At 66.8% G+C, this 25,169-nt stretch carries 26 protein-coding genes; 11 read left to right on the top strand and 15 right to left on the bottom strand.

The features are described 5' to 3' along the window. Positions 1–70 precede the first annotated feature (70 nt). Positions 71–217: a hypothetical protein gene (locus tag CWC60_RS23600; RefSeq protein ID WP_164516476.1), complete on the bottom strand. Its 147-nt coding sequence runs from the start codon at positions 215–217 to the stop codon at positions 71–73. 16 nt (positions 218–233) lie between these two features. Continuing rightward, a complete protein-coding gene (locus CWC60_RS10345) occupies positions 234–770 on the bottom strand; it encodes a hypothetical protein (protein ID WP_125182760.1) in 537 nt (178 codons plus the stop codon). A gap of 171 nt (positions 771–941) precedes the next feature. Here CWC60_RS10345 and ispH point away from each other — a divergent pair, with 171 nt between their 5' ends. The 4 genes from ispH (at position 942) to CWC60_RS10325 (ending at position 4,668) form a co-directional block, all read left to right on the top strand. Next, positions 942–1,895 (top strand): 4-hydroxy-3-methylbut-2-enyl diphosphate reductase, encoded by a 954-nt coding sequence (gene ispH / locus CWC60_RS10340; RefSeq protein WP_109793893.1) that lies wholly within the window; start codon positions 942–944, stop codon positions 1,893–1,895. Positions 1,896–1,906: 11 nt separating this feature from the next. Then, a complete protein-coding gene (locus CWC60_RS10335; RefSeq protein ID WP_109793892.1) occupies positions 1,907–2,872 on the top strand; it encodes a homoserine kinase in 966 nt (321 codons plus the stop codon). Between the two features lies 1 nt (position 2,873). After that, the gene (gene rnhA, locus CWC60_RS10330; RefSeq protein ID WP_164516475.1) at positions 2,874–3,302 is read left to right on the top strand and encodes a ribonuclease HI; all 429 of its coding nucleotides are present in this window, start codon (positions 2,874–2,876) and stop codon (positions 3,300–3,302) included. A 157-nt stretch (positions 3,303–3,459) separates the two neighbouring features. Then, the gene (locus CWC60_RS10325; RefSeq protein WP_109796307.1) at positions 3,460–4,668 is read left to right on the top strand and encodes a hybrid sensor histidine kinase/response regulator; all 1,209 of its coding nucleotides are present in this window, start codon (positions 3,460–3,462) and stop codon (positions 4,666–4,668) included. Between the two features lie 79 nt (positions 4,669–4,747). On the opposite strand, the gene CWC60_RS10320 is transcribed toward CWC60_RS10325, so the two are convergent. Beyond that, positions 4,748–5,233, bottom strand: a complete 486-nt coding sequence (locus tag CWC60_RS10320; RefSeq protein WP_109793890.1) for a peroxiredoxin — start codon at positions 5,231–5,233, stop codon at positions 4,748–4,750. Positions 5,234–5,332: 99 nt separating this feature from the next. Further along, a complete protein-coding gene (locus CWC60_RS10315) occupies positions 5,333–6,151 on the bottom strand; it encodes a protein-disulfide reductase DsbD domain-containing protein (protein WP_109793889.1) in 819 nt (272 codons plus the stop codon). A gap of 130 nt (positions 6,152–6,281) precedes the next feature. On the opposite strand from CWC60_RS10315, the gene CWC60_RS10310 reads away from it, so the two are divergent. Genes CWC60_RS10310 through CWC60_RS10290 form a run of 5 tightly spaced genes read left to right on the top strand, consistent with a single transcriptional unit; the run spans position 6,282 to position 10,691 of the window. Continuing rightward, positions 6,282–6,866: a YqgE/AlgH family protein gene (locus CWC60_RS10310; RefSeq protein ID WP_109793888.1), complete on the top strand. Its 585-nt coding sequence runs from the start codon at positions 6,282–6,284 to the stop codon at positions 6,864–6,866. Positions 6,867–6,905: 39 nt separating this feature from the next. After that, positions 6,906–8,078, top strand: a complete 1,173-nt coding sequence (locus tag CWC60_RS10305) for an epoxide hydrolase family protein (RefSeq protein WP_109793887.1) — start codon at positions 6,906–6,908, stop codon at positions 8,076–8,078. After that, entirely contained in the window at positions 8,075–8,557 is a 483-nt protein-coding gene (locus CWC60_RS10300) for a MaoC family dehydratase (RefSeq protein WP_109793886.1), read from the top strand. Before CWC60_RS10305 ends, CWC60_RS10300 begins: the two co-directional genes overlap by 4 nt. Then, entirely contained in the window at positions 8,554–9,687 is a 1,134-nt protein-coding gene (locus CWC60_RS10295; protein ID WP_164516474.1) for an aminotransferase class V-fold PLP-dependent enzyme, read from the top strand. Before CWC60_RS10300 ends, CWC60_RS10295 begins: the two co-directional genes overlap by 4 nt. Positions 9,688–9,704: 17 nt before the next feature. Continuing rightward, positions 9,705–10,691, top strand: coding sequence for an aldo/keto reductase (locus tag CWC60_RS10290; RefSeq protein ID WP_109793885.1), 987 nt, complete (start codon positions 9,705–9,707; stop codon positions 10,689–10,691). 21 nt (positions 10,692–10,712) lie between these two features. On the opposite strand, the gene CWC60_RS10285 is transcribed toward CWC60_RS10290, so the two are convergent. From CWC60_RS10285 to CWC60_RS10280, 3 genes are read right to left on the bottom strand one after another with little or no spacing between them, the layout of a single operon-like run. Then, positions 10,713–11,990 (bottom strand): NAD(P)/FAD-dependent oxidoreductase, encoded by a 1,278-nt coding sequence (locus CWC60_RS10285; protein ID WP_109793884.1) that lies wholly within the window; start codon positions 11,988–11,990, stop codon positions 10,713–10,715. 9 nt (positions 11,991–11,999) lie between these two features. Beyond that, positions 12,000–12,170 (bottom strand): c-type cytochrome, encoded by a 171-nt coding sequence (locus CWC60_RS23595; RefSeq protein ID WP_164516473.1) that lies wholly within the window; start codon positions 12,168–12,170, stop codon positions 12,000–12,002. After that, the gene (locus tag CWC60_RS10280) at positions 12,167–13,333 is read right to left on the bottom strand and encodes a serine hydrolase domain-containing protein (protein WP_164516472.1); all 1,167 of its coding nucleotides are present in this window, start codon (positions 13,331–13,333) and stop codon (positions 12,167–12,169) included. Before CWC60_RS10280 ends, CWC60_RS23595 begins: the two co-directional genes overlap by 4 nt. A 67-nt stretch (positions 13,334–13,400) precedes the next feature. Here CWC60_RS10280 and CWC60_RS10275 point away from each other — a divergent pair, with 67 nt between their 5' ends. After that, the gene (locus tag CWC60_RS10275) at positions 13,401–14,336 is read left to right on the top strand and encodes an alpha/beta fold hydrolase (RefSeq protein ID WP_109793882.1); all 936 of its coding nucleotides are present in this window, start codon (positions 13,401–13,403) and stop codon (positions 14,334–14,336) included. A gap of 85 nt (positions 14,337–14,421) precedes the next feature. Here CWC60_RS10275 and CWC60_RS10270 read toward each other — a convergent pair whose 3' ends face one another. The 6 genes from CWC60_RS10270 to CWC60_RS10245 all read right to left on the bottom strand — a co-directional run bounded on the left by CWC60_RS10270 (position 14,422) and on the right by CWC60_RS10245 (position 21,265). After that, positions 14,422–15,303: a heme-dependent oxidative N-demethylase family protein gene (locus tag CWC60_RS10270; protein ID WP_164516471.1), complete on the bottom strand. Its 882-nt coding sequence runs from the start codon at positions 15,301–15,303 to the stop codon at positions 14,422–14,424. Continuing rightward, on the bottom strand, positions 15,300–15,947 hold the full coding sequence (locus CWC60_RS10265) for a septation protein A (protein WP_109793880.1): 648 nt from the start codon (positions 15,945–15,947) through the stop codon (positions 15,300–15,302). Before CWC60_RS10265 ends, CWC60_RS10270 begins: the two co-directional genes overlap by 4 nt. A gap of 3 nt (positions 15,948–15,950) precedes the next feature. Continuing rightward, entirely contained in the window at positions 15,951–16,886 is a 936-nt protein-coding gene (gene ftsY / locus CWC60_RS10260; protein WP_109793879.1) for a signal recognition particle-docking protein FtsY, read from the bottom strand. Then, positions 16,886–18,130 (bottom strand): tRNA (N(6)-L-threonylcarbamoyladenosine(37)-C(2))-methylthiotransferase MtaB, encoded by a 1,245-nt coding sequence (gene mtaB, locus CWC60_RS10255; RefSeq protein ID WP_109793878.1) that lies wholly within the window; start codon positions 18,128–18,130, stop codon positions 16,886–16,888. The genes ftsY and mtaB overlap by 1 nt, the downstream gene beginning before the upstream one ends. Further along, positions 18,127–18,981: a diaminopimelate epimerase gene (gene dapF / locus CWC60_RS10250; RefSeq protein WP_109793948.1), complete on the bottom strand. Its 855-nt coding sequence runs from the start codon at positions 18,979–18,981 to the stop codon at positions 18,127–18,129. Before dapF ends, mtaB begins: the two co-directional genes overlap by 4 nt. 334 nt (positions 18,982–19,315) lie before the next feature. Next, positions 19,316–21,265 (bottom strand): AMP-binding protein, encoded by a 1,950-nt coding sequence (locus CWC60_RS10245; protein WP_109793877.1) that lies wholly within the window; start codon positions 21,263–21,265, stop codon positions 19,316–19,318. Between the two features lie 84 nt (positions 21,266–21,349). Between CWC60_RS10245 and CWC60_RS10240 the strand changes: the two genes are divergently transcribed. Further along, the gene (locus CWC60_RS10240; protein ID WP_109796306.1) at positions 21,350–21,781 is read left to right on the top strand and encodes an acyl-CoA thioesterase; all 432 of its coding nucleotides are present in this window, start codon (positions 21,350–21,352) and stop codon (positions 21,779–21,781) included. Here CWC60_RS10240 and CWC60_RS24270 read toward each other — a convergent pair. Together CWC60_RS24270 and CWC60_RS10230 are read right to left on the bottom strand one after the other, a co-directional pair. After that, positions 21,778–24,093: a calcium-binding protein gene (locus CWC60_RS24270; RefSeq protein WP_164516470.1), complete on the bottom strand. Its 2,316-nt coding sequence runs from the start codon at positions 24,091–24,093 to the stop codon at positions 21,778–21,780. The two genes, CWC60_RS10240 and CWC60_RS24270, sit on opposite strands and share 4 nt — an antisense overlap. 271 nt (positions 24,094–24,364) lie before the next feature. After that, positions 24,365–25,135, bottom strand: a complete 771-nt coding sequence (locus tag CWC60_RS10230) for an enoyl-CoA hydratase/isomerase family protein (RefSeq protein ID WP_109793874.1) — start codon at positions 25,133–25,135, stop codon at positions 24,365–24,367. Positions 25,136–25,169 lie beyond the last annotated feature (34 nt).

Here is a 25,169-nt window from a genome sequence, read left to right as displayed (position 1 = left end):
GGACCGCTGGTTAGTTAGAAATCCGAGCGTGACGCGTCAACGTGGCGGCGATGTGGCCACTTCTGGCGGGTCAGTGCTTCTCGTCGTTCTTGATCGCCCGGCGCTTGCCGCCCGCGTCGGGCCGGCGGCGGCGCTTCAGATTCTCGCGCAGCTTCCGCGCCAGTCGCGCCGCCTTTTCTTCCTTCGCGTCGGGCTTCCGCTCCGTCATCGTGCGCATTCCCCGGCCTTCCGGCTCAGCGGCCCAGCCGGCTGCGGTTGAACTGTACGGTCCGCTCGTCCAGCCGGAAGGCGGCAAGCACGCGGTGATCGGACGCGAAGCCGTTGCCGGCATAGGGGATGCGGATATGCAGGCGCTGCGTCTTCTCGCCGGTGCGGCCGTCGATCTCGACGTTCATCTCGTAGTCGTCGCGGGCGGTCAGCACGCCGTCGCCGGAAACGGTCGCGACCACGACCGGCACGTCGATATCGTCGACCAGCGAACCCTCCGCGCGCACCGCGGTGACGGTCAGCTCGATGGAAAAGTCGACGTGGGAAAAGCCCGTCGAAGACGCCTGGCTCTTGTCATAGATGCAGGCCGAATTGCTGACGCTGAGGCGCGCCAGGGCCAGCAGCTTGCCGCTGGCGTCCTGTACCGGATAATCGGCCGCATCCGGCAGAACGCCGATCTTCGGGCAGGGCCCGGCTGCGGCGCTGCTCCCTCCGCAGCCGGAGAGCGCGAAGGCGCCGGCGCCAAGCATGGCGGCCACAATCAATGCGTTTCTTGCTTTCATCTGCTCTGAACTTGTTTCTGGACGTCGTCGGGATGGCTTCCGGACGGAGCGTATTCTTCCAGTCGGTTGACCATCGATTCGGGGGCGCGACCTTGTCGTCTGAGGGGCGGCAATGTAGATGAGGTGCCGGTGGTTCACAAGCCGCAAGCCCTGTCCGCGAAGGAGTAGCCGGTGACAGCGACGGAGCGTGCATTCAAGGAGATCCTGCTGGCCAATCCCCGCGGCTTCTGCGCCGGGGTCGAGCGGGCCATCCAGGTTGTCGACAAGGCCCTCGACAAGTACGGGGCGCCTGTCTACGTGCGCCACGAGATCGTCCACAACCGTTTCGTGGTCGAAGGCCTCGAAAAGCGCGGCGCCGTGTTCGTCGAGGAACTGGACGAGGTGCCATCGGACGCCGTGGTGGTGTTCTCCGCCCATGGCGTGCCGAAATGGGTGCCCGAGGAGGCGCAGCGGCGTGAACAGTTCTATCTGGACGCGACCTGCCCCCTTGTCTCCAAGGTTCATGTCGAAGCCGAGCGCCATTACCGCAACGGCCGCCAGATCGTCATGATCGGCCATGCCGGCCACCCGGAAGTCATCGGCACGATGGGCCAGCTTCCCGACGGCGCCATCACCTTGATCGAGAACACCGATCAGGCCGATGCGCTGGAGGTGCCGGACCCGGAGAACCTGGCCTTCATCACCCAGACGACCCTGTCGGTCGACGACACGGCGGCGATCGTGGACACGCTGGTGCGGCGTTTTCCCACCATCCACCGGCCGCACAAGGAAGACATCTGCTACGCCACTACCAACCGGCAGGCGGCCGTGAAGGAGATCGCCAGCCGGTGCGACGTGGTCCTGGTGGTGGGCGCACAGAATTCGTCCAATTCCAAACGGCTGGTCGAAGTGGCCGAGAAGGCGGGCTGCCCGAAGGCCATCCTTGTGCCGCGCGCCGACGAGCTGGACTGGAGCCTGGTCGATGGCGCGGGCATGATCGGATTGACGGCCGGCGCCTCAGCGCCCGACGTGCTGGTGGAGGAGGTTCTGGAGGCCTTCCGCAGCCGCTATGACGTGCAGGTGCGGGAGGTCGACGGCGTTCGCGAGGAGGTTGTCTTCCGGCTGCCCCGTGCCCTGCTCGACTGATCGGCAGGGACTTGGCGGTCTATACCGAGATCGGCGACGGGGAACTCGACGCCCTCCTCGCCGACTACGAGATCGGCGGCGCCATCGCCTGCACCGGAATCGCGGAAGGCGTGGAGAACTCCAACTTCCTGCTGCAGACCGATGCCGGCATGTTCATCCTCACCATCTACGAGAAGCGGGTGAAGCCCGACGATCTGCCCTGGTTTCTCGCGCTGCTTTCCCACCTGTCGGACCGCGGCTTTCCCTGCCCGGTGCCCGTCCGGCGCCGCGATGGCGGCGTGCTGAGCGATATCCGCGCCAAGCCGGCTGCGATCGTCTCCTTCCTGAAGGGCCGCTGGCCGCGCAAGCCGTTGCCGCGCCATGCCTGGGCAGTGGGTGACGCGCTGGCGTCGCTGCATCTGGCCGCGGCCGACTTCGGACCTGAGCGGCCCAACGACCTGTCCGTCGGCGACTGGCGGCCGCTGGCCGAGCGTTGCGGGCCCGGCGCCGACGACGTGCGGTCCGGGCTGGCCGATGAGATCGCCCGCGAACTGGATGTGCTGGAGACGGCGTGGCCCCGCGATCTGCCCCGCGGCATCATTCACGCCGATCTGTTTCCCGACAACGTCTTCTTCCTGGACGAGCGCCTGAGCGGGGTGATCGACTTCTACTTCGCCTGCAACGACATACTGGTCTACGACCTCGCCATCTGCCTGAACGCCTGGTGCTTCGAGCCCGATGGCGCGTTCAACATCACCAAGGCGCGGCAGATGCTGGGGGCGTACCGGGCCCGCCGGCCGCTCTCGAGACCGGAGTTCGACGCCTTGCCCGTCCTGGCCCGCGGCGCGGCCATGCGGTTCCTGCTGACCCGGCTCTACGACTGGCTGAACCACCCGGAGGGCGCGTTCGTGACCCCGAAGAACCCGCTCGAGTACTGGCGCAAGCTGGATTTTCACCGCGGCGTCGGCGGAGCCGCCGCCTATGGGCTGGATTTCTGAAATGCGGCAGGTGGAAATCTGGACCGACGGTGCCTGCTCGGGCAATCCCGGGCCCGGCGGGTGGGGCGCGGTTCTGCGCTATGGCGAGCGCGAGAAGGAACTGAGCGGCGGCGAGGCACAGACCACCAACAACCGTATGGAGATGACCGCCGCCATCGAGGCGCTGTCGCAGTTGAAACGGCCGTGCCGCGTCATACTGCACACGGACAGCCGCTACCTGATGGACGGAATTACCCGCTGGCTGCCGGGCTGGAAAGCCAGAGGATGGAAAACCGCGGCAAGGAAGCCTGTGCTGAACGAGGAACTCTGGCGCCAGCTTGACGATCTCAACCGCCGCCATGAAATCGACTGGCGCTGGGTCAAGGGCCATTCAGGCCATGCCGAGAACGAACGCGCCGACCGCCTTGCGCGGGAAGCCATACCACGCTGATCGCGACAGGAACCGCCGCGTGATGGCTGTCACGGTTTTCAGGGTTAACAGTTACCTGGCCATTTCCGGGCCGGGGTTGCGATTGATCCTAAGCACCGCTCCCCTCAGAGTTCAGCGGATGTTGCCCGGGCAACGGTAACGATCCTGGAAGGCAAGGGTGAAGGAACCTCGCAACATTCTGGCATTCCGGCCCAGGGAGGTCGCGTCACAGCGCGTGCTGCGCGTGGTGATGGTGGATGACGACTACGAGGACTTCGTGGTGGTCAAGCGGATGCTGCGGTCCGCCGGGACGTACAACCTGTTCCACATCGACAATGCCGAAGACGCGCAGCGCATGCTGGGAAGCGGCGAGTTCGATGTTGCCCTGGTGGACCAGAACATCTCCGGCGGATCGGGTGCGGCCCTGATCGAGGCCCTGTCGCGTCCTTATCCGATCCTGCCGGTCATCCTGCTGGCCGAGGCGGGCGACGAGCAGTCGGAAGCTCTGGCGCTGGCCGCCGGGGCGGCCGACTATCTGGAGAAGCCCGACCTGTCCGCGCGCCTGATCGCGCGCTCCCTCCGCTATGCCCACGCACAGTTCTCGACCGAGAGGCGTCTGCGGGAGAGCGAACACAAGATGCGCCTGGCCAAGGAGCAGGCCGAGCGCGCCAACGCGGCCAAGAGCCAGTTCCTGGCGCACATGAGCCATGAATTGCGCACGCCCCTGAACGCCATCATCGGATTTTCGGAACTGATGCTGCACGGGGTGATGGGGCCGATCGGCAATGCCCGTTATCGCGGCTATGTGGCCGACATCGGGCAGAGCGGCCAGCATCTGCTGAACCTGATCAACGACATTCTGGACCTTTCGAAGATCGAGGCCGGACGGATGAATTTCCAACCCGAGCCGGTCGCCGTGAACGACCTGATCGACCAGACGGCGCGGCTGATGCGCCAGCGCTTCGAGGAGGCGCGCATCGACCTGCAGGTGGATCGGGGCAACGTCTCTGCGCTGATCGTCGACGTACGGGCGGTGCGGCAGATGATCCTCAACCTGCTCTCGAACGCGCTGAAGTTCACGCCCGCAGGCGGGCGTGTCACGCTGGCGTTCGAGGCGGAGGGACCGCAGCCCGGTTTCAGCGTCACCGACACCGGCATCGGCATTCCCGAAGACAAGATGGATACGGTGCTGGAGCCCTTCGGCCAGGTGGAAGAAGAACTCTATCTGAACGAGGAGGGCACGGGCCTCGGCCTGCCCATCGTCAAGGCGCTCGTCGAAGCCCATGGCGGGCGGCTGGAGATCGAGAGCGCCCTGGGCAGCGGCACGCGGGCCGCCATCATTCTGCCGCCGGAACGGGTCGAGTGCGCCGCCGGACGAAGCGCCTGAGCCCGCGCGCCACGAAAAAGGGGGCCGGAACCGGCCCCCTTTCCGCTGCAGGGGACCGTTCGGCCCCTGATCGACCGGCTCAGAGCTTCTCGAGAATCGCGTCCGCGCCGGAGACCGTCAGCTCGCCAGGATTGCTTTCGACGCCCAGGTGCTCGACCTTGCCATCGTTGACGATCATGGCGAAGCGCGTGGCGCGCTTGCCCATGCCGCGCGGCGTCAGGTCCAGTTCGAGGCCCAGCCGGGACACGTAGTCGCCGGAGCCGTCGGCGAGCATCATCACCTTGTCGCCCACCGACTGGTCCTTGCCCCATGCGTTCATGACGAAGACGTCGTTGACCGACAGGCAGGCGATGGTGTCGACGCCCTTGGCCTTCAGTTCGTCCGCGCGGGATACGAAGCCCGGCACATGCTTGGCCGAGCAGGTGGGCGTGAAGGCGCCGGGCACCGCGAACAGCACCACCTTCTTGCCGTCGAACAGGTCGCTGCTGGTGATCGGCGCAGGGCCGTCATCGGTCATCTGCATGAAGCCGCCTTCGGGCATCTTGTCGCCAACTTGGATAGTCATTTCTGCACCCCCTTCATGGATTTCGCGCCGCGCCGTTCTCGGGCAGCCAAAGCGCACTTAGTGTGATCATAGCCCAGTTTCCAGTTGCGGCGGCGATTGTCACCGTTTTCCGACCACCGCCGGTAATTCGGCGGCGTAATCACGGCCACTCAGCGTGAGGATCAGGCGCGTTCCTTCCAGAGCGGTGTCGTCTCTGGCGCCGCCGATCGCCATGCGGCACCGCGTGACCAGGTCAACGGCTTCACAGCGTGGGTTGTGGAAATAGAGGTCGCGCGGGCCCTCGACGATCAGGTCGGGCTCCGACAGCGGCCGCGCTGTGCCGAAGCTCACAGCGAGTTCGCCGCCTTCCGCCGAAAGCGTCTCGACCGTCAGACCGGACGGGGATTGTTCGGGCACCCGGGCCAGCGCCGACGCAATGGCCGCGCCGTGACGGTTCTCGGCCAGCGGCCCGGCAGGCAGGTCGAGTGCCAGTTCGGCCTCGATCGGCACGCAGACCTCTGCGCAGGCGGCATAGGAGAGCGCCAGACGGATGCGCGTGATCTCCCCGGGGGCGCGTTCGATGCGCACCGGCAGCACCGCTTCGCCGTGATAGCCATAGGTCGTCAGGCCGTAGTAGTCGAACCGCTCCGGCAGGGGCCAGGCGAGGTCGGCGCGGCCAAGACCGCTGCTCGCCGTCCAGTCCGGCACCGGCGGCAGTCCGGCGTCGCCGGGGCTGCGCCAGTAGGTCTTCCATTCGTCGGCCAGAACGAAATGCAGACCCAGCATGTCGCCTTCGCCGCGGACATGGCCGGCGATCAGGCGCACTTCCGCCTCGGGAATGCCCGCCCAGGCGGAGACGGGATCCTGTTGCGCAGGCGCCGCGCCATTACCGGCGACGGCGGCGAGGAACAGGGCAAGAGCGAACGCGATGGGGCGCATGGCGGTTCTATAATCACGCCCCGAGGCGGGCGCCAGTCGCAACCGCTCACGATGCCGTGGGGGGAGAGTCCGCGGCGGCAGGACGCTTTGTCCGCTTGAAAGGCGGGCTCCGGCGTTTCATCCTCTGTGCATGAGTAGCGACAAGGAGAGCCGCGCGGCAGACAGCCTGGAAGGGCATCTGCTGATCGCCATGCCCTCGATGCCCGATCAGCGCTTCGAGCATTCGGTCATCTTCATGTGCGCCCACAGCGCCGAGGGCGGCGCCATGGGCCTGATCGTCAACAAGGCGCTGCCCAATCTCAGCTTCGGGGATCTGGCCAGCCAGCTCGACATCGGCGATGCCGAGGAGATGCCGCCGATCTCGATCCACTACGGCGGACCGGTCGAGACCGGCCGTGGCTTCGTGCTGCACTCGCCCGACTACACGCGCGACGCCACAGTGGGCATGGGCGAAGGCGTGTCGCTGACGGCGACAGTCGACATATTGCGCGCGCTGGCCACCGGCGAGGGGCCGCGCCAGGCGGTGCTGGCGCTTGGCTATGCCGGCTGGGCGCCGGGACAGCTCGAGAGCGAGATGCAGCGCAATGACTGGCTCCACTGTCCGGCGGATTCCGAGCTTGTCTTCGATCTGCCGCTGGACGACAAGTGGGCGGCGGCGGTACGGCGGATCGGCATTGATCCGGCGCTGCTTTCGACCGAGGCGGGGCGCGCCTGACCCCTGGGGTCGCCGCTATGAACCGGGGGAGGGGCCGAGGTGCATATCAACGCGCAGGCGTTCACCATCAATGTCGACCAGACGGTGCTCGACGATCTCGCGGCCCGGCTGGCGCGTACGCGTTTTCCCAACGAACCGGAAGGCGGCGGCTGGCTCTACGGCACCGACCTCGCCTACATGCGCAGGCTCGTGGACCACTGGCGCAATGGCTATGACTGGCGCCGCTGGGAGACCGAGCTCAACCGCTGGCCGAACTACATCGCTCAGGTTGACGGCTTCGACATCCATTTCGTCTGCGAGCCCGGTTCGGGGGCCAATCCCGAGCCGCTGGTGATTACCCACGGCTGGCCGGGTTCGACCTTCGAATTTCACCGCATCATCGAGCCGCTGGCCCATCCCGAGCGCTTCGGCGGCGATGCCGAGGACGGCTTCACCGTGATCTGTCCGTCGCTGCCCGGCTATGGCTGGTCCAGCGCGCCGGCGGCGCCGATGCACCCGAAGAAGGTCGCCGATCTCTGGGCGCGGTTCATGACCAAGGTCTTCGGCGTGGAGCGCTTTTCGGCCCAGGGCGGCGACTGGGGCTCCATCGTCACCTCCTGGCTGGCGCACCGCCACCCGGATCGGCTGAACGGCATCCACCTCAACATGGTGCCGCTGAAGCCGCATCTCGGCGAGGGTGCGCCCGCGCTGACCGAAGACGAGCGGGCCTGGATCGGGCGGTTCCGAAAGCGCACGGCGCACGCCATGGGCTATTTCCAGATTCAGGGCACCAAGCCGCAGACCCTGAACTACGGCCTGTCCGATTCCCCGGCGGGTCTGGCGGCCTGGATCATCGAGAAGTTCCAGCACCGCATGAAGGAGGGGCCGGGCGAACTCAGCCTGTTCCCCATGGACGAACTGCTGACCAATGTCATGATCTACTGGGTCAACAACGCCCACAACTCCGCGAGCTGGCTCTACACGGCCGTGACCCGCGAGGGCGGCATGGAGCTGGGACGGCGCGAGGACGGCGCCCCTGACCGCATCGAGGTGCCGACCGGATTCTGCCTGTTTCCCTACGACCTGGTGCCGATCCCGCCCGAGAGCTGGCTGAAGCGGGCCTACGACGTGAAACGTTTCACTGTCCATGACGACGGCGGGCATTTTGCCGCCTTCGAGAAGCCTGACGAGCTGGTGGCGGACATCCGGGCCTTCTTCCGGGGGCTGCGATGAGCGTGACGGAGACGCCGGAGGACCGCGCCCGGCACTATGAAAGCTATGAGATCGGGCAGGTCTTTCACGGACCGGGCGTGACACTGACCGAATCCGACATCATCGATTTCGCCTTCCGCTACGATCCGCAGCCGCATCACATCGACAAGGTGGCGGCGGACAAGTCCATGTATGGCGGTCTCATCGCCAGCGGCTGGCAGGTCAGCATCGTCGCCTTCCGCATGATGATCCAGGGTGGTTTCATCGGCAGCGCCTCCATGGGCGCGGGCGGGCTCGAGAATCTGAAATGGCACGCGCCGGTCCGGCCTGGCGACACGATCTACGGCGAGATCGAGGTGACGGACAAGCGGGAGAGCCGGTCGCGTCCGGGCCTGGGGCTTGTCTCGATGGATTGCCGCGTCTTCAATCAGCGGCGCGAACTTGTCTGTTCGTGGAACGCCGTGCAGTTCGTCATGAAGCAGCCGGAGGAAGCGGCGTGATTCCCTGTCAGCGTCACCTGTTCGATATCCCCGAGGACCGGGCCTATCTCAATTGCGCCTATATGGGTCCGTTGATGCACGGTGTCGTCGAAGCGGTGGCGAAAGGTACGGCCCGCAAGGCCCGGCCATGGACCGTCTCGTCCGATGACTTCTTCACCGAGACCGAACACGCCCGTGGTCTGCTCGCACGCATGATCGACGCGACGGCGGATGACGTCGCCGTGGTGCCCTCGGCGAGCTACGGTCTGGCGGTGGCGGCCCGTAATATTCCTGTCGCGGCGGGTCAGCGCATCATCGTGCTGAAGGACCAGTTTCCCTCCAACGTCTACGGCTGGCGGGAGCTGGCCAGGGCCAGGGGCGCCGAGGTGGTCACGCTGGATCGCGGGCAGGACGGCGACTGGACCCGGGTCATCCTGGACGCCATCGACGAGCGCACCGCCCTGGCGGCGCTGGCGCAGAACCACTGGACCGACGGCAGTCTGATCGACCTGGAACGGGTGGGCGCGCGGCTGCGCGAAGTCGGCGCGGCGCTGGCGCTCGATCTGACCCAGTCCCTCGGCGCGATGCCGTTCTCCGTGCGCAGAGTGCGGCCCGATTTCATGGCCGCCGCCTGCTACAAGTGGCTGCTCGGCCCCTACAGCGTCGGTTTTCTCTACGCGGATCCGAAGTGGCATGGCGGCGAACCGATCGAGCAGAGCTGGATGACCCGCTCCAATGCCGAGGACTTTGCCGGTCTGGTGAAATATGTCGACGGCTTCCGTCCCGGCGCGCGCCGCTTCGACATGGGCGAGTTTTCCAATTTCGCCCTGATGCCGGGCGCCATCGCGGCGATGGAGCAGATCCTCGACTGGACGCCCAAGGCCATCTCGGAGACGCTGGGCACCCGCACAGCCGACATTGCCGCGCGCGCCGCGCGGCTCGGCCTGTCGTCGCCGCCCGAGGGCGCCCGCGCCCCGCATTTCCTGGGCCTCGGCTTCCCGGAGGCCCTGCCGCCCGGTCTTGTCGAGGCGCTGGCGGCGCGCAATGTCCATGTCAGTGTGCGTGGCCAGTCCATGCGGGTGACGCCGCATCTCTACAACAACGACGAAGACGTCGCCCGGCTGATGGATGCGCTGGGCGCGGTGCTCTGAAGGGGGGATCATCGAACATGGAATATGTCCGTCTCGGCCGGACCGGCCTGAAGGTCAGCCGCCTCTGCCTCGGCTGCATGACCTATGGCGACCCTTCGCAGGGGCATCACAGCTGGGTGCTGCGCGAAGATGAATCGAAGCCGTTCTTCCGGGAGGCCTGGGAGGCCGGCATCAACTTCTTCGACACCGCCGACATGTACTCGATCGGCGCGTCCGAGGAGGTCACCGGCCGCGCGTTGAAGGAGCTCGCGCCGCGCGATCAGGTCGTCATCGCCACCAAGGTCTTCAATCCGATGTCCGACGCTCCCAATGACCGGGGCCTGTCGCGCAAGCACATCATGGCCGGCATCGACGACAGCCTGCGCCGGCTCGACACCGATTATGTCGACCTCTACCAGATCCACCGCTTCGACTACGACACGCCCATCGAGGAGACGATGGAGGCCCTGCACGACTGCGTGAAGGCCGGAAAGGTCCGCTATATCGGCGCGTCCTCCATGTGGGCCAGGCAGTTCATCGAGATGCAGCACGTGGCGCAGATGAACGGCTGGACCGAGTTCGTCTCGATGCAGAACTACTACAATGCCGCCTATCGCGAGGAGGAGCGGGAAGTCCTTCCCTGGTGCGAGGATACCGGGGTGGGCGTCATTCCGTGGAGCCCCATGGCCCGCGGCTTCCTGACCCGGCGACCCGAGGGCAAGTCCATCGGCGGCACCGATCGCGCGAAGTCGGATCCGGTGGCGCAGCGCATCTTCGGCCGTGACGAGGACTTCGCGGTTGCCAATGCCGTCTGTGACGTGGCCGAAGCAAAGGGCCTGCCGCCGGCGCAGGTGGCGCTGGCCTGGGTGCTGAAGAACCCGGTCGTCACCGCACCGATCATCGGCGCCTCGAAGCCGGGCCATATCGCCGACGCGGTGGCCGCGCTCTCGGTGGAACTGAGCGCCGAGGAGTGCGAGAAGATCGAGAAGCCATATCGTCCGCAATGGCCGAAGGGCCACAAGTAGGCGAAGAGAATTCCCGCCGCTCTAGGTGAACATGTCGGCGGTGACGGCTTCGTACCAGCCCTGGGCGTAATGGGCTTCGGCGGCGCGGAAGCCGGCGTCGGCGTCCATCGGACTGAGGCCGCCCGAACCCTCGACGCCGACGATGCCGTCGTCGGTCGTGCGGTAGACCTTGGCGACCGAGATGCCATAGTCCGGCGCCAGGATGCTGTAACAGGTATTGGCGAAGGATCCGGCGACCGGATCGCGCCCTGTCAGCGCCGCGGCGACGTTCAGTGCGGCGATCTTGCCCTGGCTGTTGGCGGAGAAGCCGGACTTCGGCATGGCGCCAGCGATGGCCGCGTCGCCGATGATGTGGATGTCGCGGGCCATCCGGCTCTCGAAAGTGACCGGATTGACGGGGCACCAGCCGTCCTCGTTGGCCAGGCCGGCATTGCCGGCGATGACGCCCGCGAACTGCGGCGGGATGATGTTGACCACCGCGCCCCTGTATCGTGCGCCAAAGGCGGTCTCGACCTCCAGCCGATCCGGGTCGACGCGGACGACGCGGCCGTCGTCGGCGGCATTCAGATGCTCGATCATGCCGGGATAGAGGCGTTCCCAGGCCTGCTTGAACAGGGCTTCCTTGGAGAATGTCGTCTTCGGATCGAGGATCAGGATCTTCGAGCGCGGCTTCCGGGTCTTCAGGTAGTGCGCGATCATGGAGGCGCGCTCATATGGGCCCGGCGGGCAGCGGAAGGGATCCATCGGCGGGGCGATGATCACCAGACCGCCATCCTCCATCTCGCGCAGCTGGTCGCGCAGCTCGCGGGTCTGCGGGCCGGCCTTCCAGGCGTGGGGCATGGTGCGCATCGCTGGCCGGCCGTAGCCCTCGATGGCTTGGAAATCGAAATCGACGCCGGGCGAAACAATGGCCTTCTCGAAGCCGATCTCCGGCCCGTCGGCCAGCCGCACGGTGCGCGCGCTGGGATTCAGGCGGCCGGCCCGCTGGTGGATGACATCGATTCCCCAGCGCTTCGACAGCGCCAGATAGTTGTGCGCGATCGCATTGAGCGGCCGCAGCCCGCCGATCACCAGATTGCTGAACGGGCAGGTGTGGAAGACCCGGTTCTGCTCGATCAGCGCGACGGACAGTTTCGGTTCGAACTTTCGGAGATACTTCGCGGCGGTGGCGCCGCCGAAGCCGCCGCCGATGACGACGACGTCATAGCGGCGCTGCGCGGCAGCCTTGCCTGAGACCATGATGGTGATGCCGGTGGCGAGCGCCGCCTTGCCGAAGCCGCGGCGGGAAATGTTCTTCATGAAGCCACCTTATCTCAGCCGGTCGAAATGCGCCGGCATCGCGCCGGGGCTCATGCCGTCGGTGCCGTGGCAGCCGGCGCAGGACAGCGCCAGCACCGCGCCTCGGCTGCGTTCCTGAGCTTCCGAATGGTCGGCGAGGGTCAGAACCGAGAGAACGAAACCAAGCAATAACAATCTCATCGGGCCAGACCCTCATAGACGGCTTCACGGAACGGGCGGCGCAGAGGATAGGCTTTCGAGGGCATGTACTGGGTCAGCAGGACCGCTGTGGCCCTGTGCTCCGGCGCGTTGAAGAAGAAGGTGCCGGCCGCGCCCGACCAGCCATATTCGCCGGCCGGTCCACCGGTCGACGCTTTCACCGGGTCGGCGACCACGCTCATGGTCAGGCCGAAACCGAAACCCTCCCAGCGGTCGCCGCTGAATTCCTCGACGCCCATCGCGGCCATGTCGCAGCCGCCGGGAAGGTGATTGCGCGTCATCTCGGCGACCGTTTCCGCCGCCAGCAGGCCGCGCCCGCCGTCCATCAGCATCCGTGCGAAGACGAGGTAGTCATCCAGGGTGGAAACCAGGCCGCCGCCGCCGGAAGGGAAATCGGGCGGCGCCAGAAAGCGGCTGTCGTCCCAGCGGTCGATCGGCGCGTTGGTTCCGTCGTCCGGCGCGGGATAGACCGAACAGAAGCGGTCCTTCTTCGGCGCCGGTACGTGAAAGCCGGTATCCGTCATGCCAAGGGGACGGAAGATCCGCTCTTCCAGGAACCGGTCGAAGCGCTGTCCGCCCGCCACTTCGACGATCCGGCCCAGCAGATCCTGGGCCATGGAATACTGCCAGCGGGTCCCGGGTTCGAAATCCACCGGCAGGGCGGCGAGACGGTCGGCGATATCGGTCAGGCTGCCGCTGCTGCGCATGCCCTCAAGGCCCGCGTTCCTGTACATGTCGGCGAGCGGACCGTCGTAGGACAGCGGCAGGGTGAGACCGGCGGTATGAGTCAGCAGGTGGCGGATCGTCATCGGCGTCTTCGCCGGCCGCGTCGTGCCGTCGGGCTGCAGCACCTTCAGGTCGCGGAACGCCGGCAGAAAATCGGATACCGGGGTGTCGAGCTCGAAACGGCCCTCGTCGCGCAGCATCATCACCGCGACGCCGGTGACGGGCTTGGTCATGGAGTAGATGCGGAAGATCGTGTCCCGGGTCATCGGCCGGCCGCTCTCGCGGTCCTTCACCCCGTCCATGAACAGGTGCCGCACGCCGCTGTCGTCGGCCACGCAACCGATCACGCCGGCCAGTTTCCCGTCCCGTACATGGCCGGCCAGCAGCCGGTCGAAGCTCTGAAATCCCGGTTCCGTCAATTCCGCCTCCCGTAGCGCGGCCCAATCATGTGACAATCGGCGCCGTCATGAAAGGCAGGGGGACGAAATGACGGTAACGGCGACCGATCACAGTGTGGCGAGCGGACGCAAGGGGCTGAACGTCCTGGTCCGCAACAAGCGCGGCGGTTCGGGCCCGCCGGTGCTGTTCGTCCATGGCGCGACCTATCCATCCACGATCATGTTCGACTACCCCGTCGAAGGCGTTTCCTGGCTGGACTGGATGGCGGGTCGGGGCTTCGACGCCTGGTGCGTCGACCTTCTGGGCTATGGCGTCGCGGACCGCCCGCCTGAGATGGACCAGGCCGCCGAGGCCAACGGCCCCATTGTCGATACGGCCGAGGCCGTCGGCGACGTGAAACGCGTGATCGACTTCATCCTGGCCGAACGCGGCGTCGGGCAACTCGACCTCCTCGGCTATTCCTGGGGCACCGCGATCGGGGGGCAGGTCGCCGGCGACCTGCCGGAGAAGATCCGGCGGCTGGTGCTGGCCGGCGCGCTCTGGCTGCGGTCGGGCAATGTCCAGATCGCGGTCCCGGGCCAGCTCGGGGCTTACCGCACGGTCGATGCCGATGCCATCGTCAAGCGCTGGACCGTGGACCTGGACGACGCCCAGCGGGACGCGATCGCACCCGCCGAGCGCCTCCGCGCCTGGGCGGAGGCGGCGGTGGCCACGGATCCGGAATCGGTCCGTCACGATCCGCCGCGTCTGCGGGCCCCGACCGGCGTGGTCAAGGACGTGCAGCAGCACTGGCTGAAGGGCGATCCGACCTATGATCCCGGCCGGATCCGCTGCCCGACGATGGTGGTGGTGGGCGAATGGGACCGGGAGACGACGCCGGAGCAGGGGCTGGAAGTCTTTTCCCGGCTGACCGGCACGGCGGAGCGGCGCTTCACCATGATCGGCGGCGGCACGCATTCGCTGCTTCTGGAGAACCAGCGCCACCAGCTCCGCGATGTGGTGGCCGGGTGGCTGTCGGCGTGATTGACATCGGCGCCCTTGGACTTGATCCAAGGGCCCAGCGAACCAAAGGACTGGGTCCTGGGGTCAAGCCCCAGGACGCCATTTATTATCCTTCTGCCACCACCGCCAGCCAGGCCTTGAGCGGCGCCTCGAATCCGGGGATCGACTTGTAGCGGCGCATCCCCTCCGACATGCCGTCGATGGCCGCGGCGAGGTCGCGGGCGCGTTCCGGCGTCGTGACAACATCCCGCAGACGCGCCTGGTGAATGCGGACGGTGAACACCGTCGTGTCCGTCTTCGGCAGCAGCCGAAGCGTCTGACGCTCCACACGGAACCAGAGTTTCTCGCCGATATTGCCGGCTGTGAGCCCGCGGCCGGCGTTCGGATCGTTATGGCCGCCCGGCTGATGCAGGGACGGGTTGTCCAGCAGGGAGAAGTTCAGCCGCCAGAGCAGCCGCTCGGGCGTGAGAGCGGCGAACAGCCGGTCCATCTGCCGCGACAGGCGGTCGGCGTAACCGGGCACGGGTTCGTGGATGCCGGCCAGCGCCTTGCCCATCTTGTCGGCGAGCCGCCAGCGCGTCGGGAAGCCGAGCAGGCCGGCGACCAGGCGATGGCCCTCGGACGAGGGCTGGAGCAGCAGGACGTCTTCCTGGACCAGGCTCGCGGCCGCCGTCAGCGGCGCGGCGGGGTCCGGCTGTACCGTCTCGCCGGTGGCAGCCACGCGCAGGCCCTCCGAGGTGTGGCTGTAGCGGTCAGCATGATGCTCGAGGAGGTGGGCCGAGAGGGTCTCGATCAATTCGGCCTGGCCGGCCTCGGAACCGGGAAGGGCGAGGAAGACCCCGTTCCGGTTCTCGATCAGAAGTCGTTTCTTTTCAGCAGTTTCCGAAGCGAAATTCGAGTCGATTTCGATCCAGGCGGCAGGCTGCAGAACCTTCAGTCCCAGCGACAGGCGGTATTCTCCGCCTTCGGCCGGGAAATAGGGAATCACGACCCGCCCCCGGACCCCTCGACGGACTTCTCTCCGGTCTCCGGGTCCATCTGATAACGGTAGACCACCCGCATCTGCCACAGCGCGAAGGCGATGGTGATCGGCATGATGCCGAAGACCTTGAAGCTGACCCACAGATCGGTGGAGAAGCTGCGCCAGACGATCTCGTTGACGATGGCCAGGAAGACGAAGAAGCCTGCCCAGCGCCAGGTCAGGACGCGCCAGCCCTTGTCCGAGAGGGAGAAGGCAGCGCCGAAAATGTACTTCAGGAAGAGCTGGCCGAAGGCGAGTCCGGCCAGCAGTGCGGCGGCGAACATCGAATTCACGATGGTGGGCTTCAGCTTGATGAAAAGCTCATCCTGCAGATAGAGAGTCAGCCCGCCCATGATCAGAACCAGTACACCGGAGACCAGCGGCATCACCGGCGGCCGGCGCTCGATGGAGATGGCGACGGCCAGCGAGATCGCGATGGCGATCATGAAGGCGCCGGTGGCCCAGAAGATGTTCTGCGGCTCGGCATTGCCGAAGATGTTGTGCGACTGGCTGTTGACCAGGAAAAAGACGCCGAGAGGACCGACCTCGGTCGCGACCTTCAGGCCCTGGCCCATATGGCGGCGGCGCGGCTTCACGGCGGTCTCGCTCATCGTTCAGTCTCCCACGCCGCAGAGTGCGCGGGCGAAGTCGCGCGCGTCGAATGGTTTCAGGTCCTCGGCCTGTTCGCCGACGCCGATGTAGTGGACCGGCAGTCCGAACTTCTCGGCCACGGCCACCAGGACGCCGCCGCGGGCGGTCCCATCCAGCTTGGTCATGACAAGCCCGGTCACGTTGCAGACCTGCTGGAAGACCTCCACCTGATTGACCGCGTTCTGGCCGGTCGTCGCGTCGAGCACCAGCAGCACCGAATGCGGCGCGGTCTCGTCCTGCTTCTTCAGCACGCGGACGATCTTCTCCAGTTCGGCCATCAGGTTGGCCTTGTTCTGCAGCCGCCCGGCCGTATCGATCAGCAGGAGGTCCGCGGCCTGTTCCCGCGCCGTCTTCAGCGCGTCGAAGGCGAGGCCGGCCGCGTCCGCGCCCTGGTCGCGGGCGATGACCTCTGCGCCCGTGCGCTCGCCCCAGATCTTCAGCTGTTCGATGGCGGCAGCCCGGAATGTATCGCCGGCGCAGAGCACCACCTTGCGGCCATTGCCACGCTCGTGGTGGGCGATCTTGCCGATCGTCGTCGTCTTGCCCGTGCCGTTGACGCCGACCACGAGGACCACGTGCGGCTTCGCGGCCGGGTCGATCTCCAGCGGCCGCGCTACCGGTTCCAGCGTCTTCGCGACTTCGGTGGCCAGGGCTTCGCGGATCTCGCCTTCGTCGACGTCCTTGTCGTAGCGGGTCCGCGCGATTTCCCGGGTGATGCGGCCCGCCGCCTGGACGCCCAGGTCCGCGCGGATCAGTACGTCCTCCAGGTCCTCCAGCGCCTCGTCGTCCAGCTTGCGCTTGGTGAACAGCGCCGAGATGTTGCCGGTAAGCTGGCTCGCCGATTTGGCGAGGCCGGAGCGGAGCCGGCCGAACCAGCCCTTGCGTTCGCCGTCCGCCATCAGGCCGCCTCCGCCAGCAGGGTCTCGCCGCTCACCGAGGCGCCGCGGGCGCGGACGATCTGGCCCGGCTCGGCGTCGCGGTCCAGTTCGACGGCGGCGAAGTGTGCGGAATGCCCGCGCCGGTCGCGCTCGACCAGCACCTCGATCGGCCGGCCGACCTGTTCGGCGAGGTGTGCCGCCGCGGCCGCAGCGCCCTTCTCGCGCAATCGCGCCGCGCGCTCCTTGCGTTCGGCCTTCGCCACCGCAGGCATCTTCGCCGCCGGCGTGCCGGGGCGTTCCGAATAGGGGAAGACATGCAGCCAGGTCAGGCCACAGTCGTCGACGAGGTTCAGGGTGTTGCGGAACATGGCCTCCGTCTCGGTCGGGAAACCCGCGATCAGATCGGCGCCGAAGACGATGCCGGGACGGAGCGCCCGCGCCCGTTCGCAGAAACGGACGGCGTCGTCGCGGTCGTGACGGCGCTTCATGCGCTTCAGGACCATGTCGTCGCCCGCCTGCAGCGAGAGGTGCAGGTGCGGCATAAGCCGCGGCTCCTCCGCGATCAGCCGCCAGAGATCGTCGTCCACCTCGACCGGGTCGATGGAGGAGAGCCGGAGCCGCTCCAGTTGCGGGATCTGGGCGAGCAGCCGCCGGCAGAGCTGGCCAAGGGTCGGCCGGCCCGGCAGGTCGGGGCCGTAGGAGGTGATGTCGACGCCGGTCAGCACGATCTCGCGCACGCCTCCGGCGATCAGCTTGCGCGCCTCGTCGACCACCTGGCCGACCGGGGCCGAGCGTGAATTGCCGCGGCCAAAGGGAATGATGCAGAAGGTGCAGCGGTGGTCACAGCCGTTCTGGACCTGCAGGAAGGCGCGGGCGCGGCCGTCGAAACCCTCGATCAGGTGCCCGGCGGTTTCCTCCACCGTCATGATGTCGTCGACCAGGATCGGCTCGTTGCGCCCGTTCAGGAAGGAGCGGGCCTCCAGCTTCTCCCGGTTGCCGACGACGCGGCTGACCTCGGGCATGGCGGCCCAGCTCTCGGGCGCGATCTGCGCCGCGCAGCCGGTGACGACAATCTCCGCCCCCGGGTGCTCCCGGCGCAGGCGGCGGATGGTCTGGCGCGCCTGGCGCTCGGCTTCGGCGGTGACGGCGCAGGTGTTGACCACGACCACGTCGTCGCGTCCGGCCAGGGTCGGGTGCCCGCGCATGACTTCGGATTCGTAGGCGTTGAGCCGGCAGCCGAAGGTGACGATCTCGGGACCGGTCATGCCGCCTCCGCGCCGGCGAGCATTTCCGCGTCGATCTCGCCGCGATAGCTGAGGCTCGCCGGGCCGGTCATCAGGATCTCGCCCTGGTCGTTCATGTCCATCCACAGCGGTCCGCCATCCAGGTCGATACGCGCCGGGCCCTGGACCAGATCGCGCAGGCGCGCGGCAGCGTAGGTCGCACAGGTGCCCGAGCCGCAGGCCTGGGTGATGCCCGCGCCGCGTTCGAAGACCCTGAGCCGGATCGAACCGTCGGCGCGCACGCTCGCCACAGAACAGTTGGCGCGGTCGGGAAACAGTTCGTGGCGCTCGACGAGCGGTCCGACGACTTCCAGCGGCACGGCCTCTGCATCGTCGACGAAGAAGACCGCATGCGGGTTGCCCATGGACAGCGCCACCGGGTCGCTCAGCCGGCAGCCGCCGGCCTCGACCGCGAGGTCCACGTGGAGCGTGTCCATCTCACGCGCCAGCGGCACGTCGCGCCAGCCGGTACGCGGCGCGCCCATGTTGACGGTCACCAGACCTCCCGGCGCGCGGCGGGCGCGAAGCAGGCCGCCCGGACTGTCGATCCCGACTTCCGCGGCGCCGCTTTCCTCCAGCAGGAGGCGGGCGACGCAGCGCGTGCCGTTGCCGCAGGCGCCGGCGGACGAGCCGTCCGAATTGTCGATCCGCATGTAGCACGCGGCGTCGTCGCTGGGCAGGAGGGTGAGCAACTGGTCGAACCCCACGCCGCGGCGGCGGTCGCCCAGCCGCCGGATCGTCTCTGGGGTCAGAGCGATCGAATGGCGACGCGCGTCCAGCACGACGAAGTCGTTGCCCAGACCGTGCATCTTTATGAAGGGCAGGGGATTCATGGTGCGCCTTATATGGGCCGAGCGGCGGTCCTGTCCATCGCCTCCGGCCTTGCGCCGGTCCCGGAACGAACAGGGACCCGCGGCCGGATACAAGGCCGCGGGTCCCTGATTTTTGGCGCGAGGGAGGGGAGGTTCCCTGCGCCGGTGTTCTCCGGCCGCTGTTTGGGGAGGAGAGGCCCGGAGAAACCCTGTTGCCGGAAACGGCCGATGGCCGCGCCGGAATTTCGATTAATGCAAGATTAGCACAGTTTCCCCATCTGCAATGTGCTCAATCCGACTTCGCTCCCGCGCCAAATGACGCAATACATACACTGCCGAATTTCGGTGCACTATTTCAAGCAGCCTTTGCTGCCCGCCGCACCGCCTCGATCGCGTCCGGATTGGCGAGCGCGGTCAGATCGCCCGGATTCTCTTCAAGAACCAGGGCCCGTATGACCCGGCGCATGATCTTGAGCGAGCGCGTCTTGGGCAGGTCGTCCACGAAGAGTATGCGCTTGGGCTGGAACGCCTTGCCGAGGCCCTTGACCACTGCCGCTGACAGTTCCGCCGCGATCTCGTCGGAGGCCTGCACCCCCGGCGCCGGGATCGCGGCGATCAGCACGGCCTCGCCCTTGATCGGATCGGGCAGGGCGACGGCGGCGGCCTCCACCACCTTGCCGGTCGCCATGACCAGTCCCTCGATCTCGGCGGGACCGGCACGCTTGCCGGCGACCTGGATGGTGTCGTCGGAGCGGCCGTGGACGTACCACAGGCCGTCCGCGTCGCGGCTGGCCCAGTCGCCGTGCCGCCACAGGTTGGGGAACATCGACCAGTAGGTCTCGATATAGCGCTCCGGATCGTTCCAGATGCCGCGCGACAGGCCGATGGAAGGATTGCGCAGCACCAGTTCGCCCACTTCGCCTGGTCCCACGGGCCGGCCCTGGCCGTCGACGATATCGGTGCCCATGCCCGGCAGCGGTCCGGCGAAGCAGCAGGCGCGCTGCGGATTCAGCACGTTGCCGGCAATGAAGCCGCCGCCGATCTCGGTACCGCCGCAGACGTTGATGATGGGGCAGCGGCCGCCGTCGCCGGCGTGTTCGGCGAACCACAGCCAGGCTTCCTCGGTCCAGGGCTCCCCGGTGGAAGCCAGGATGCGGATTTTCGAGAGATCGTGCTTCTGCACCTCCTCCGGACCGTAGCGCATCAGCCCGCGCACGGCGGTCGGCGCGATGCCGAAGAAGGTCGCGCCGTGCTCGGCGGCGATGCGCCATATGCGCCCCTTGTCGGGCCAGTCCGGCGTGCCCTCGGCCAGAATGAAGGTGGCGCCGGTATAGAGCGTGCCCGCCATCGAGTAGGGGCCGGTGACCCAGCCGAAATCGGCCAGCCACAGCAGCCGGTCCTCCGGCTTCAGGTCGAAGGAAACATGGAAGTCCAGGGCGCCCTTCACGCCGAGGCCGCAGTGGGTCAGCACCACGCCCTTGGGCCGCCCGGTGGTGCCCGAGGTGTAGGCGATCATCATGGCCTGGTCGGCCGGCACCTGCACCGGTTCGGCGTCGGCGTCCGCACGGTCGAGATCGCGCCAGTCGTGGTCACGGCCTTCGACCATCGGGCAGTCAGCGCCGGTCGTTCGCAGCACGATCATGTGCGCCAGCGTCGGAATGCCGGCAGCGGCCTCGTCCATCACCTGCTTCATCGGCACGTCCTGGCCGCGGCGCCTGGCGCTGTCGACGGTGATGGCGGCGACGGCGCCGGCGTCGTTCATGCGCTTCACGATCGCCTCCGCGCCGAAGCCGGAGAAAAGCGGCGAGATGATCGCGCCGATCCGCGAGACCGCGAGGAAGGCGACCACGGTCTCGGGCAGGATCGGCATGTAGACGCCGACGGCGTCGCCGGCCTTCACGCCGAGCGCGGTCAGTCCCGCGGCCAGGTTGCGGACTTCCCCGTCCAGTTCGGCGTAGGTGAGACGGCGGACCGAATCGTCCTCGCCGTGCCAGACGATCGCCTCCTTGTCCCAGACGGGGGTGCCGCGGTGCCGGTCGAGCACATTGTCGGTAAAGTTCATCGTGCCGCCGACGCACCACTTCGCCCAGGGCAGGCCCTCGGAGACGTCCATGACCTTCTCGTAGGGTGTGCCGAAACGTATGCCGAGTTCCGCGATCGCCGCGTTCCAGAACCAGTCGGGATCCTCCGTCGAGCGGCGCACCAGCTCGGCCTCGTCGCCGCAGCCCAGAGCCCGGATGAAGCGGGTCAGGTTGGCGTTGTCGGTGTATTCCGGCGTCGGAACCCAAGTGTAGTCGCTGGCCATTTCGCGGGACCTCCCCTTGCCTCTATGGTCTCCCCGCGGCGAGTATGGCCGCGATGACGGCACGCGTTAAGGGGAGGAAACAACGTGGCAGGCTGGACAGAGACATTCAGAGGCGTGATCTACCCGTGGCACTGCGACCACATGGGCCACATGAACGTGATGTACTACATCAACTTCTTCGATCAGGCCTCGTGCCACGCGCTGTCGGCCTGCGGCTACAAGTGGACCGAGATGGGCGACCAGAACATGGGCTTCGCCGACGTCAAGCACACGGTCGAGTACAAGGGCGAGCAGAAGGTCGGCAGCCCGATTGTGGTGGAAAGCTGCGTCACCAGGCGCGGCCGCACCTCGCTGACCCTGAAACACCGGATGACCAACGCCGAAACCGGCGAACTGGCGGCGACGATGGAGGTCATCACGATCCATTTCGACCTTGCCGCGCGGAAGCCGGTGCCGCTGCGCGAGGACACGATCGAGCTGATCGACTCGCTGCTGGTGGAGAATCCCGAGGACTAGAACAGGGCCGTGTCCTCGATCCGGAACGACTCCGGGGGCGTGTTCAGCAGGACGACTTCGAAGCTGTCGCCGGAGACGATCAGGTTATCGCCGCTCCGGATGAGCGATATCGCCCCGGGCGTGAGACCGAACGCTGTCAGATCGAGGCGGTCGCCGTCCCCCTGATCGAAGTCCGTGACCGTGTCGAGGCCCGAGTTCCGCGTGAAGACGAACAGGTCGGACCCCGGCCCGCCGGCCAGCGTGTCGTCTCCGGCGCCGCCATTCAGTAGATCGGCGCCGGTGCCACCGCTGATGAAATCGTGTCCGAGGCCGCCGAACAGGCGATCGTCGCCTGCATTGCCGCGCAATACGTCATTGCCGTCGCCCCCTTCCAGCAGGTCGTCGCCGCCGCCATCGATGAGCACATCGTCGCCGGCCTCGCCGAACAACCGATCCGCGCCATCCTGACCGTACAGTCTGTCAGCGCCTTCGCCGCCAAACAGAGTGTCATTTCCGGTTCCGCCGTCGATATGATCACGACCACTGCCGCCGCGCAGGAGGTCGGTGTCCGCGCCGCCTCTCAGCGTGTCGTCCCCATCGCCGCCGAAGATGGTGTCGTCCCCATCGCCGCCGACCAGGGTGTCATCGCCGGCCCCGCCCTGCAGCATGTCGTTGCCGTGATGTCCCTGAAGACGGTCGTTGCCACCGCCGCCATTGAGCACGTTGTCGCTATCGCTGCCATAGAGCCGGTCGTCGAAAGCCGATCCGTCGGCGTGTTCGACAAAGCGTATTTCATCGCCGGCGGCCTCGCCCCCCAGCCCCTTCGATATCATCAGGCGAATGAAGACGCCGCCGCCTGAGTCGCCAAAATCGACGGTGTCTTCGCCTTCGCCGCCGTTGAGGACGTCGGCGCCGGCGCCCCCCGACAGCATATCGTTCGCCCGGCCGCCCCGCAGCGTGTCGTCGCCATCGCCGCCGTACAGGGAATCATCGCCCCGCTCGCCGGCGATGTAATCATCGGTCAGGCCGCCATGAATGACATCGTCTTCCGCGGTTCCGCGGAGAGTTTCTCCCGGAGCGTCCACCGGAGCCGCCTTGTCGGGGGGCGCACCCTCATCCAGAGGCGGGGAAGGGCGACCGAACAGAATGGTCATGGCCGAACCCGTGCCCCGGTCCGTGCGGAGCATCATATCATCGATTCCGTCACCATTGACGTCGCCGACCGATTTGCCTGCGCGCGCGCCGCTGATGACGAAGCCGTTGACGCCGTCCAGGTCGGCCAGCCCCACGTTGCCCGGAAGCTGCCCGCTTCCGAACAGAACGCCGACGTTGACGCTTCCGTCAGGAAGGCGCTGCGAGAAGTTGATGTCCTCCCGGCCGTCTCCATTGATGTCGCCCACGGCCCGGGCGAGGTCGTTGAAACCGGTGGATTCGATCAGGATCCGCCTGCTCGCGTCCAGATCCGCGAGCGAAAGCGTTCCTTCCAGCGCTGCGGTATCGAGCAGAACGGCTGCGCCGCCACGCCAGGAGACCAGCAGGTCGCTCGTGCCGTCACCGTCGAAATCGGAGAGGATCTCGACATTGGTCGCGGCGCCGGGCAATGCGAGTCGGAAGCCGTTCTCACCTCCTCCCAGATCGATCCCCGACAACTCGGCGCGGCCATGGATTGCCCGAACGGCGGACTGATTGCGGATCAACGTCGCAAAGTCGCCGAAACCGTCGCCATTCAGGTCGCCGCCCCCTGATGTCGCCCGACCGAGGGTGAAGGCTCCGATACCCGTTTCGCCGGCAAGAACGACGGCCCGGTCGACCGCTCCTTCGGCGTTGCCGAGCAAGATCGAATGGCCAGTCGGGACGGTGACGAAAAGGTCGTCGAAACCGTCACCGTTGATGTCGCCAACGAAATCGGTCTCGCTTCCACCCATGGTGAACAGGCTGGCTCCCGGCGTGATGCCGTTGTCGCCGATCTCATGGAGCAGATGCCGACCCTGGTCCGCCAGACCTGAACCGGCGAAGACGCGCGGATCGCGGCCGACAAGAAATTCCCCATTGCCGTCCCCGTCGAAATCGCCGGTGGTCGAGAAGGAGAAACCTTCCAGCAGGCTGTCGCTTCCGTCGGTGCGATAGAGCAGGCGCGCTTCGACGCGGCTTTCCGACGCTGCAGCGGTTTCCGCCGACAGGACGGAAAAGTTGCCGACGGTCACGAAATCCCGCGCGGACGCCCACAGCGAGCCCACGGCAATGTCGTCAAGGCCGTCGCCATTCACGTCGCCGACGCCCGCGAACGTGCGTATGCCGAAACCGTCGAAACGTGAAATGCCCGATGTGTCCAAATCGACTCCCCGGGACCCCGCAATATCGGCTCCCCTGAAGCTCGGTTCAATTTCCGCCGCAGCGGACTCTTCGAGCATCGTCAGACTCGGTCATTCTTGATTTCGGGTACATTCCCGGCTCCGACGTACACGGTGAGCAAATGTCATCGCCAGCCGGTCAATCCGAACATATATTCACATTATATTAATGATTTCCAGTGATCGGCGCAATCGGGAAAAGATGCCAGACGGTTGAAATCATTGCCGTGTATCCGCGTTCGGCGTTTTGCCGCTACTCGCCGCGGAAGACGGGTTTCCGCTTCTCCTGGAAGGCCCTGAAACCCTCGACGCCGTCGGCGCTGGTGCAGGCTTCCTGCTGACCCTGGGCCTCCTCGTCCAGCGTCGCCTCGAAGCCGAGATCGCTGTTCAGGATGCGCTTGGAGATCAGGAACGCCTTCGTCGGACCGGCGGCGATGTGGCCGGCGAGCTTCGTCACCTCGCCTCTCAGGTCGGCCTGCGGGACCGCGCGGTTGATCAGGCCCATGTCGGCGGCTTCGGCGCCCTTGATCAGTCGGCCGGTGTAGATCAGTTCGAAGGCGCGATGGACGCCGATCCGGGTCTTCAGGTGGTAGTGGCCGCCCGAGTCCAGGATCACGCCGATATTGCGGAAGGGGCTGCCCATCACCGCGTCGTCCGCCGCGATCACCATGTCGCACGCGAAGGCGAGGCCGAAGCCGACGCCGAGACAGGGGCCCTCGACCATGGCGACGGTCGGCACCTGCAGATCGCGGACCTTTTTCAGCACCGGGTGAATGGTGTCGCGCAGCAGGCCCAGATTGTCGTCGTTCGCCGGGTCGGTGCCGGCGATGTCCCGGCCGGCGGAAAAGGCGCCGCCGGCGCCCGAGAGCACCAGACAGCGCGCGCGGGACTGTTCGGCCTGCGCCAGGCAATCGGCCAGCAGCGCCAGATCCTCGGGGCGGAGGCTGTTCTTCGCCTTCGGACGGTTCAAGGTGATGTGGGCGATATCCCCTTCGATCCGCAGCAGCACGGTCGCGTCGGTCATTCCAAGCCTCCCCTTGTCCGGATCTTCGCACTAT

The sequence above is a fragment of the Minwuia thermotolerans genome (assembly GCF_002924445.1).
Classification (GTDB): Bacteria; Pseudomonadota; Alphaproteobacteria; order Minwuiales; family Minwuiaceae; genus Minwuia; species Minwuia thermotolerans.
The sequence above is the reverse complement of the archived record's forward strand: the minus strand, read 5'-3'. Positions and strand labels throughout refer to the sequence as shown.

What these genes read in the sequence shown, in the direction of transcription:
- rnhA (WP_164516475.1), top strand. Translation starts at nt 2,874, where the DNA reads ATGCGGCAGGTGGAAATCTGGACCGACGGTGCCTGCTCGGGCAATCCC.
- CWC60_RS10290 (WP_109793885.1), top strand. Translation starts at nt 9,705, where the DNA reads ATGGAATATGTCCGTCTCGGCCGGACCGGCCTGAAGGTCAGCCGCCTC.
- CWC60_RS23600 (WP_164516476.1), bottom strand. Translation starts at nt 217, where the DNA reads ATGCGCACGATGACGGAGCGGAAGCCCGACGCGAAGGAAGAAAAGGCG.
- CWC60_RS10310 (WP_109793888.1), top strand. Translation starts at nt 6,282, where the DNA reads ATGAGTAGCGACAAGGAGAGCCGCGCGGCAGACAGCCTGGAAGGGCAT.
- CWC60_RS10320 (WP_109793890.1), bottom strand. Translation starts at nt 5,233, where the DNA reads ATGACTATCCAAGTTGGCGACAAGATGCCCGAAGGCGGCTTCATGCAG.
- CWC60_RS10285 (WP_109793884.1), bottom strand. Translation starts at nt 11,990, where the DNA reads ATGAAGAACATTTCCCGCCGCGGCTTCGGCAAGGCGGCGCTCGCCACC.
- CWC60_RS10230 (WP_109793874.1), bottom strand. Translation starts at nt 25,135, where the DNA reads ATGACCGACGCGACCGTGCTGCTGCGGATCGAAGGGGATATCGCCCAC.
- CWC60_RS10300 (WP_109793886.1), top strand. Translation starts at nt 8,075, where the DNA reads ATGAGCGTGACGGAGACGCCGGAGGACCGCGCCCGGCACTATGAAAGC.
- CWC60_RS23595 (WP_164516473.1), bottom strand. Translation starts at nt 12,170, where the DNA reads ATGAGATTGTTATTGCTTGGTTTCGTTCTCTCGGTTCTGACCCTCGCC.
- ftsY (WP_109793879.1), bottom strand. Translation starts at nt 16,886, where the DNA reads ATGGCGGACGGCGAACGCAAGGGCTGGTTCGGCCGGCTCCGCTCCGGC.
- CWC60_RS10245 (WP_109793877.1), bottom strand. Translation starts at nt 21,265, where the DNA reads ATGGCCAGCGACTACACTTGGGTTCCGACGCCGGAATACACCGACAAC.
- dapF (WP_109793948.1), bottom strand. Translation starts at nt 18,981, where the DNA reads ATGAATCCCCTGCCCTTCATAAAGATGCACGGTCTGGGCAACGACTTC.
- mtaB (WP_109793878.1), bottom strand. Translation starts at nt 18,130, where the DNA reads ATGACCGGTCCCGAGATCGTCACCTTCGGCTGCCGGCTCAACGCCTAC.
- CWC60_RS10265 (WP_109793880.1), bottom strand. Translation starts at nt 15,947, where the DNA reads ATGAGCGAGACCGCCGTGAAGCCGCGCCGCCGCCATATGGGCCAGGGC.
- CWC60_RS10345 (WP_125182760.1), bottom strand. Translation starts at nt 770, where the DNA reads ATGAAAGCAAGAAACGCATTGATTGTGGCCGCCATGCTTGGCGCCGGC.
- CWC60_RS10275 (WP_109793882.1), top strand. Translation starts at nt 13,401, where the DNA reads ATGACGGTAACGGCGACCGATCACAGTGTGGCGAGCGGACGCAAGGGG.
- CWC60_RS10315 (WP_109793889.1), bottom strand. Translation starts at nt 6,151, where the DNA reads ATGCGCCCCATCGCGTTCGCTCTTGCCCTGTTCCTCGCCGCCGTCGCC.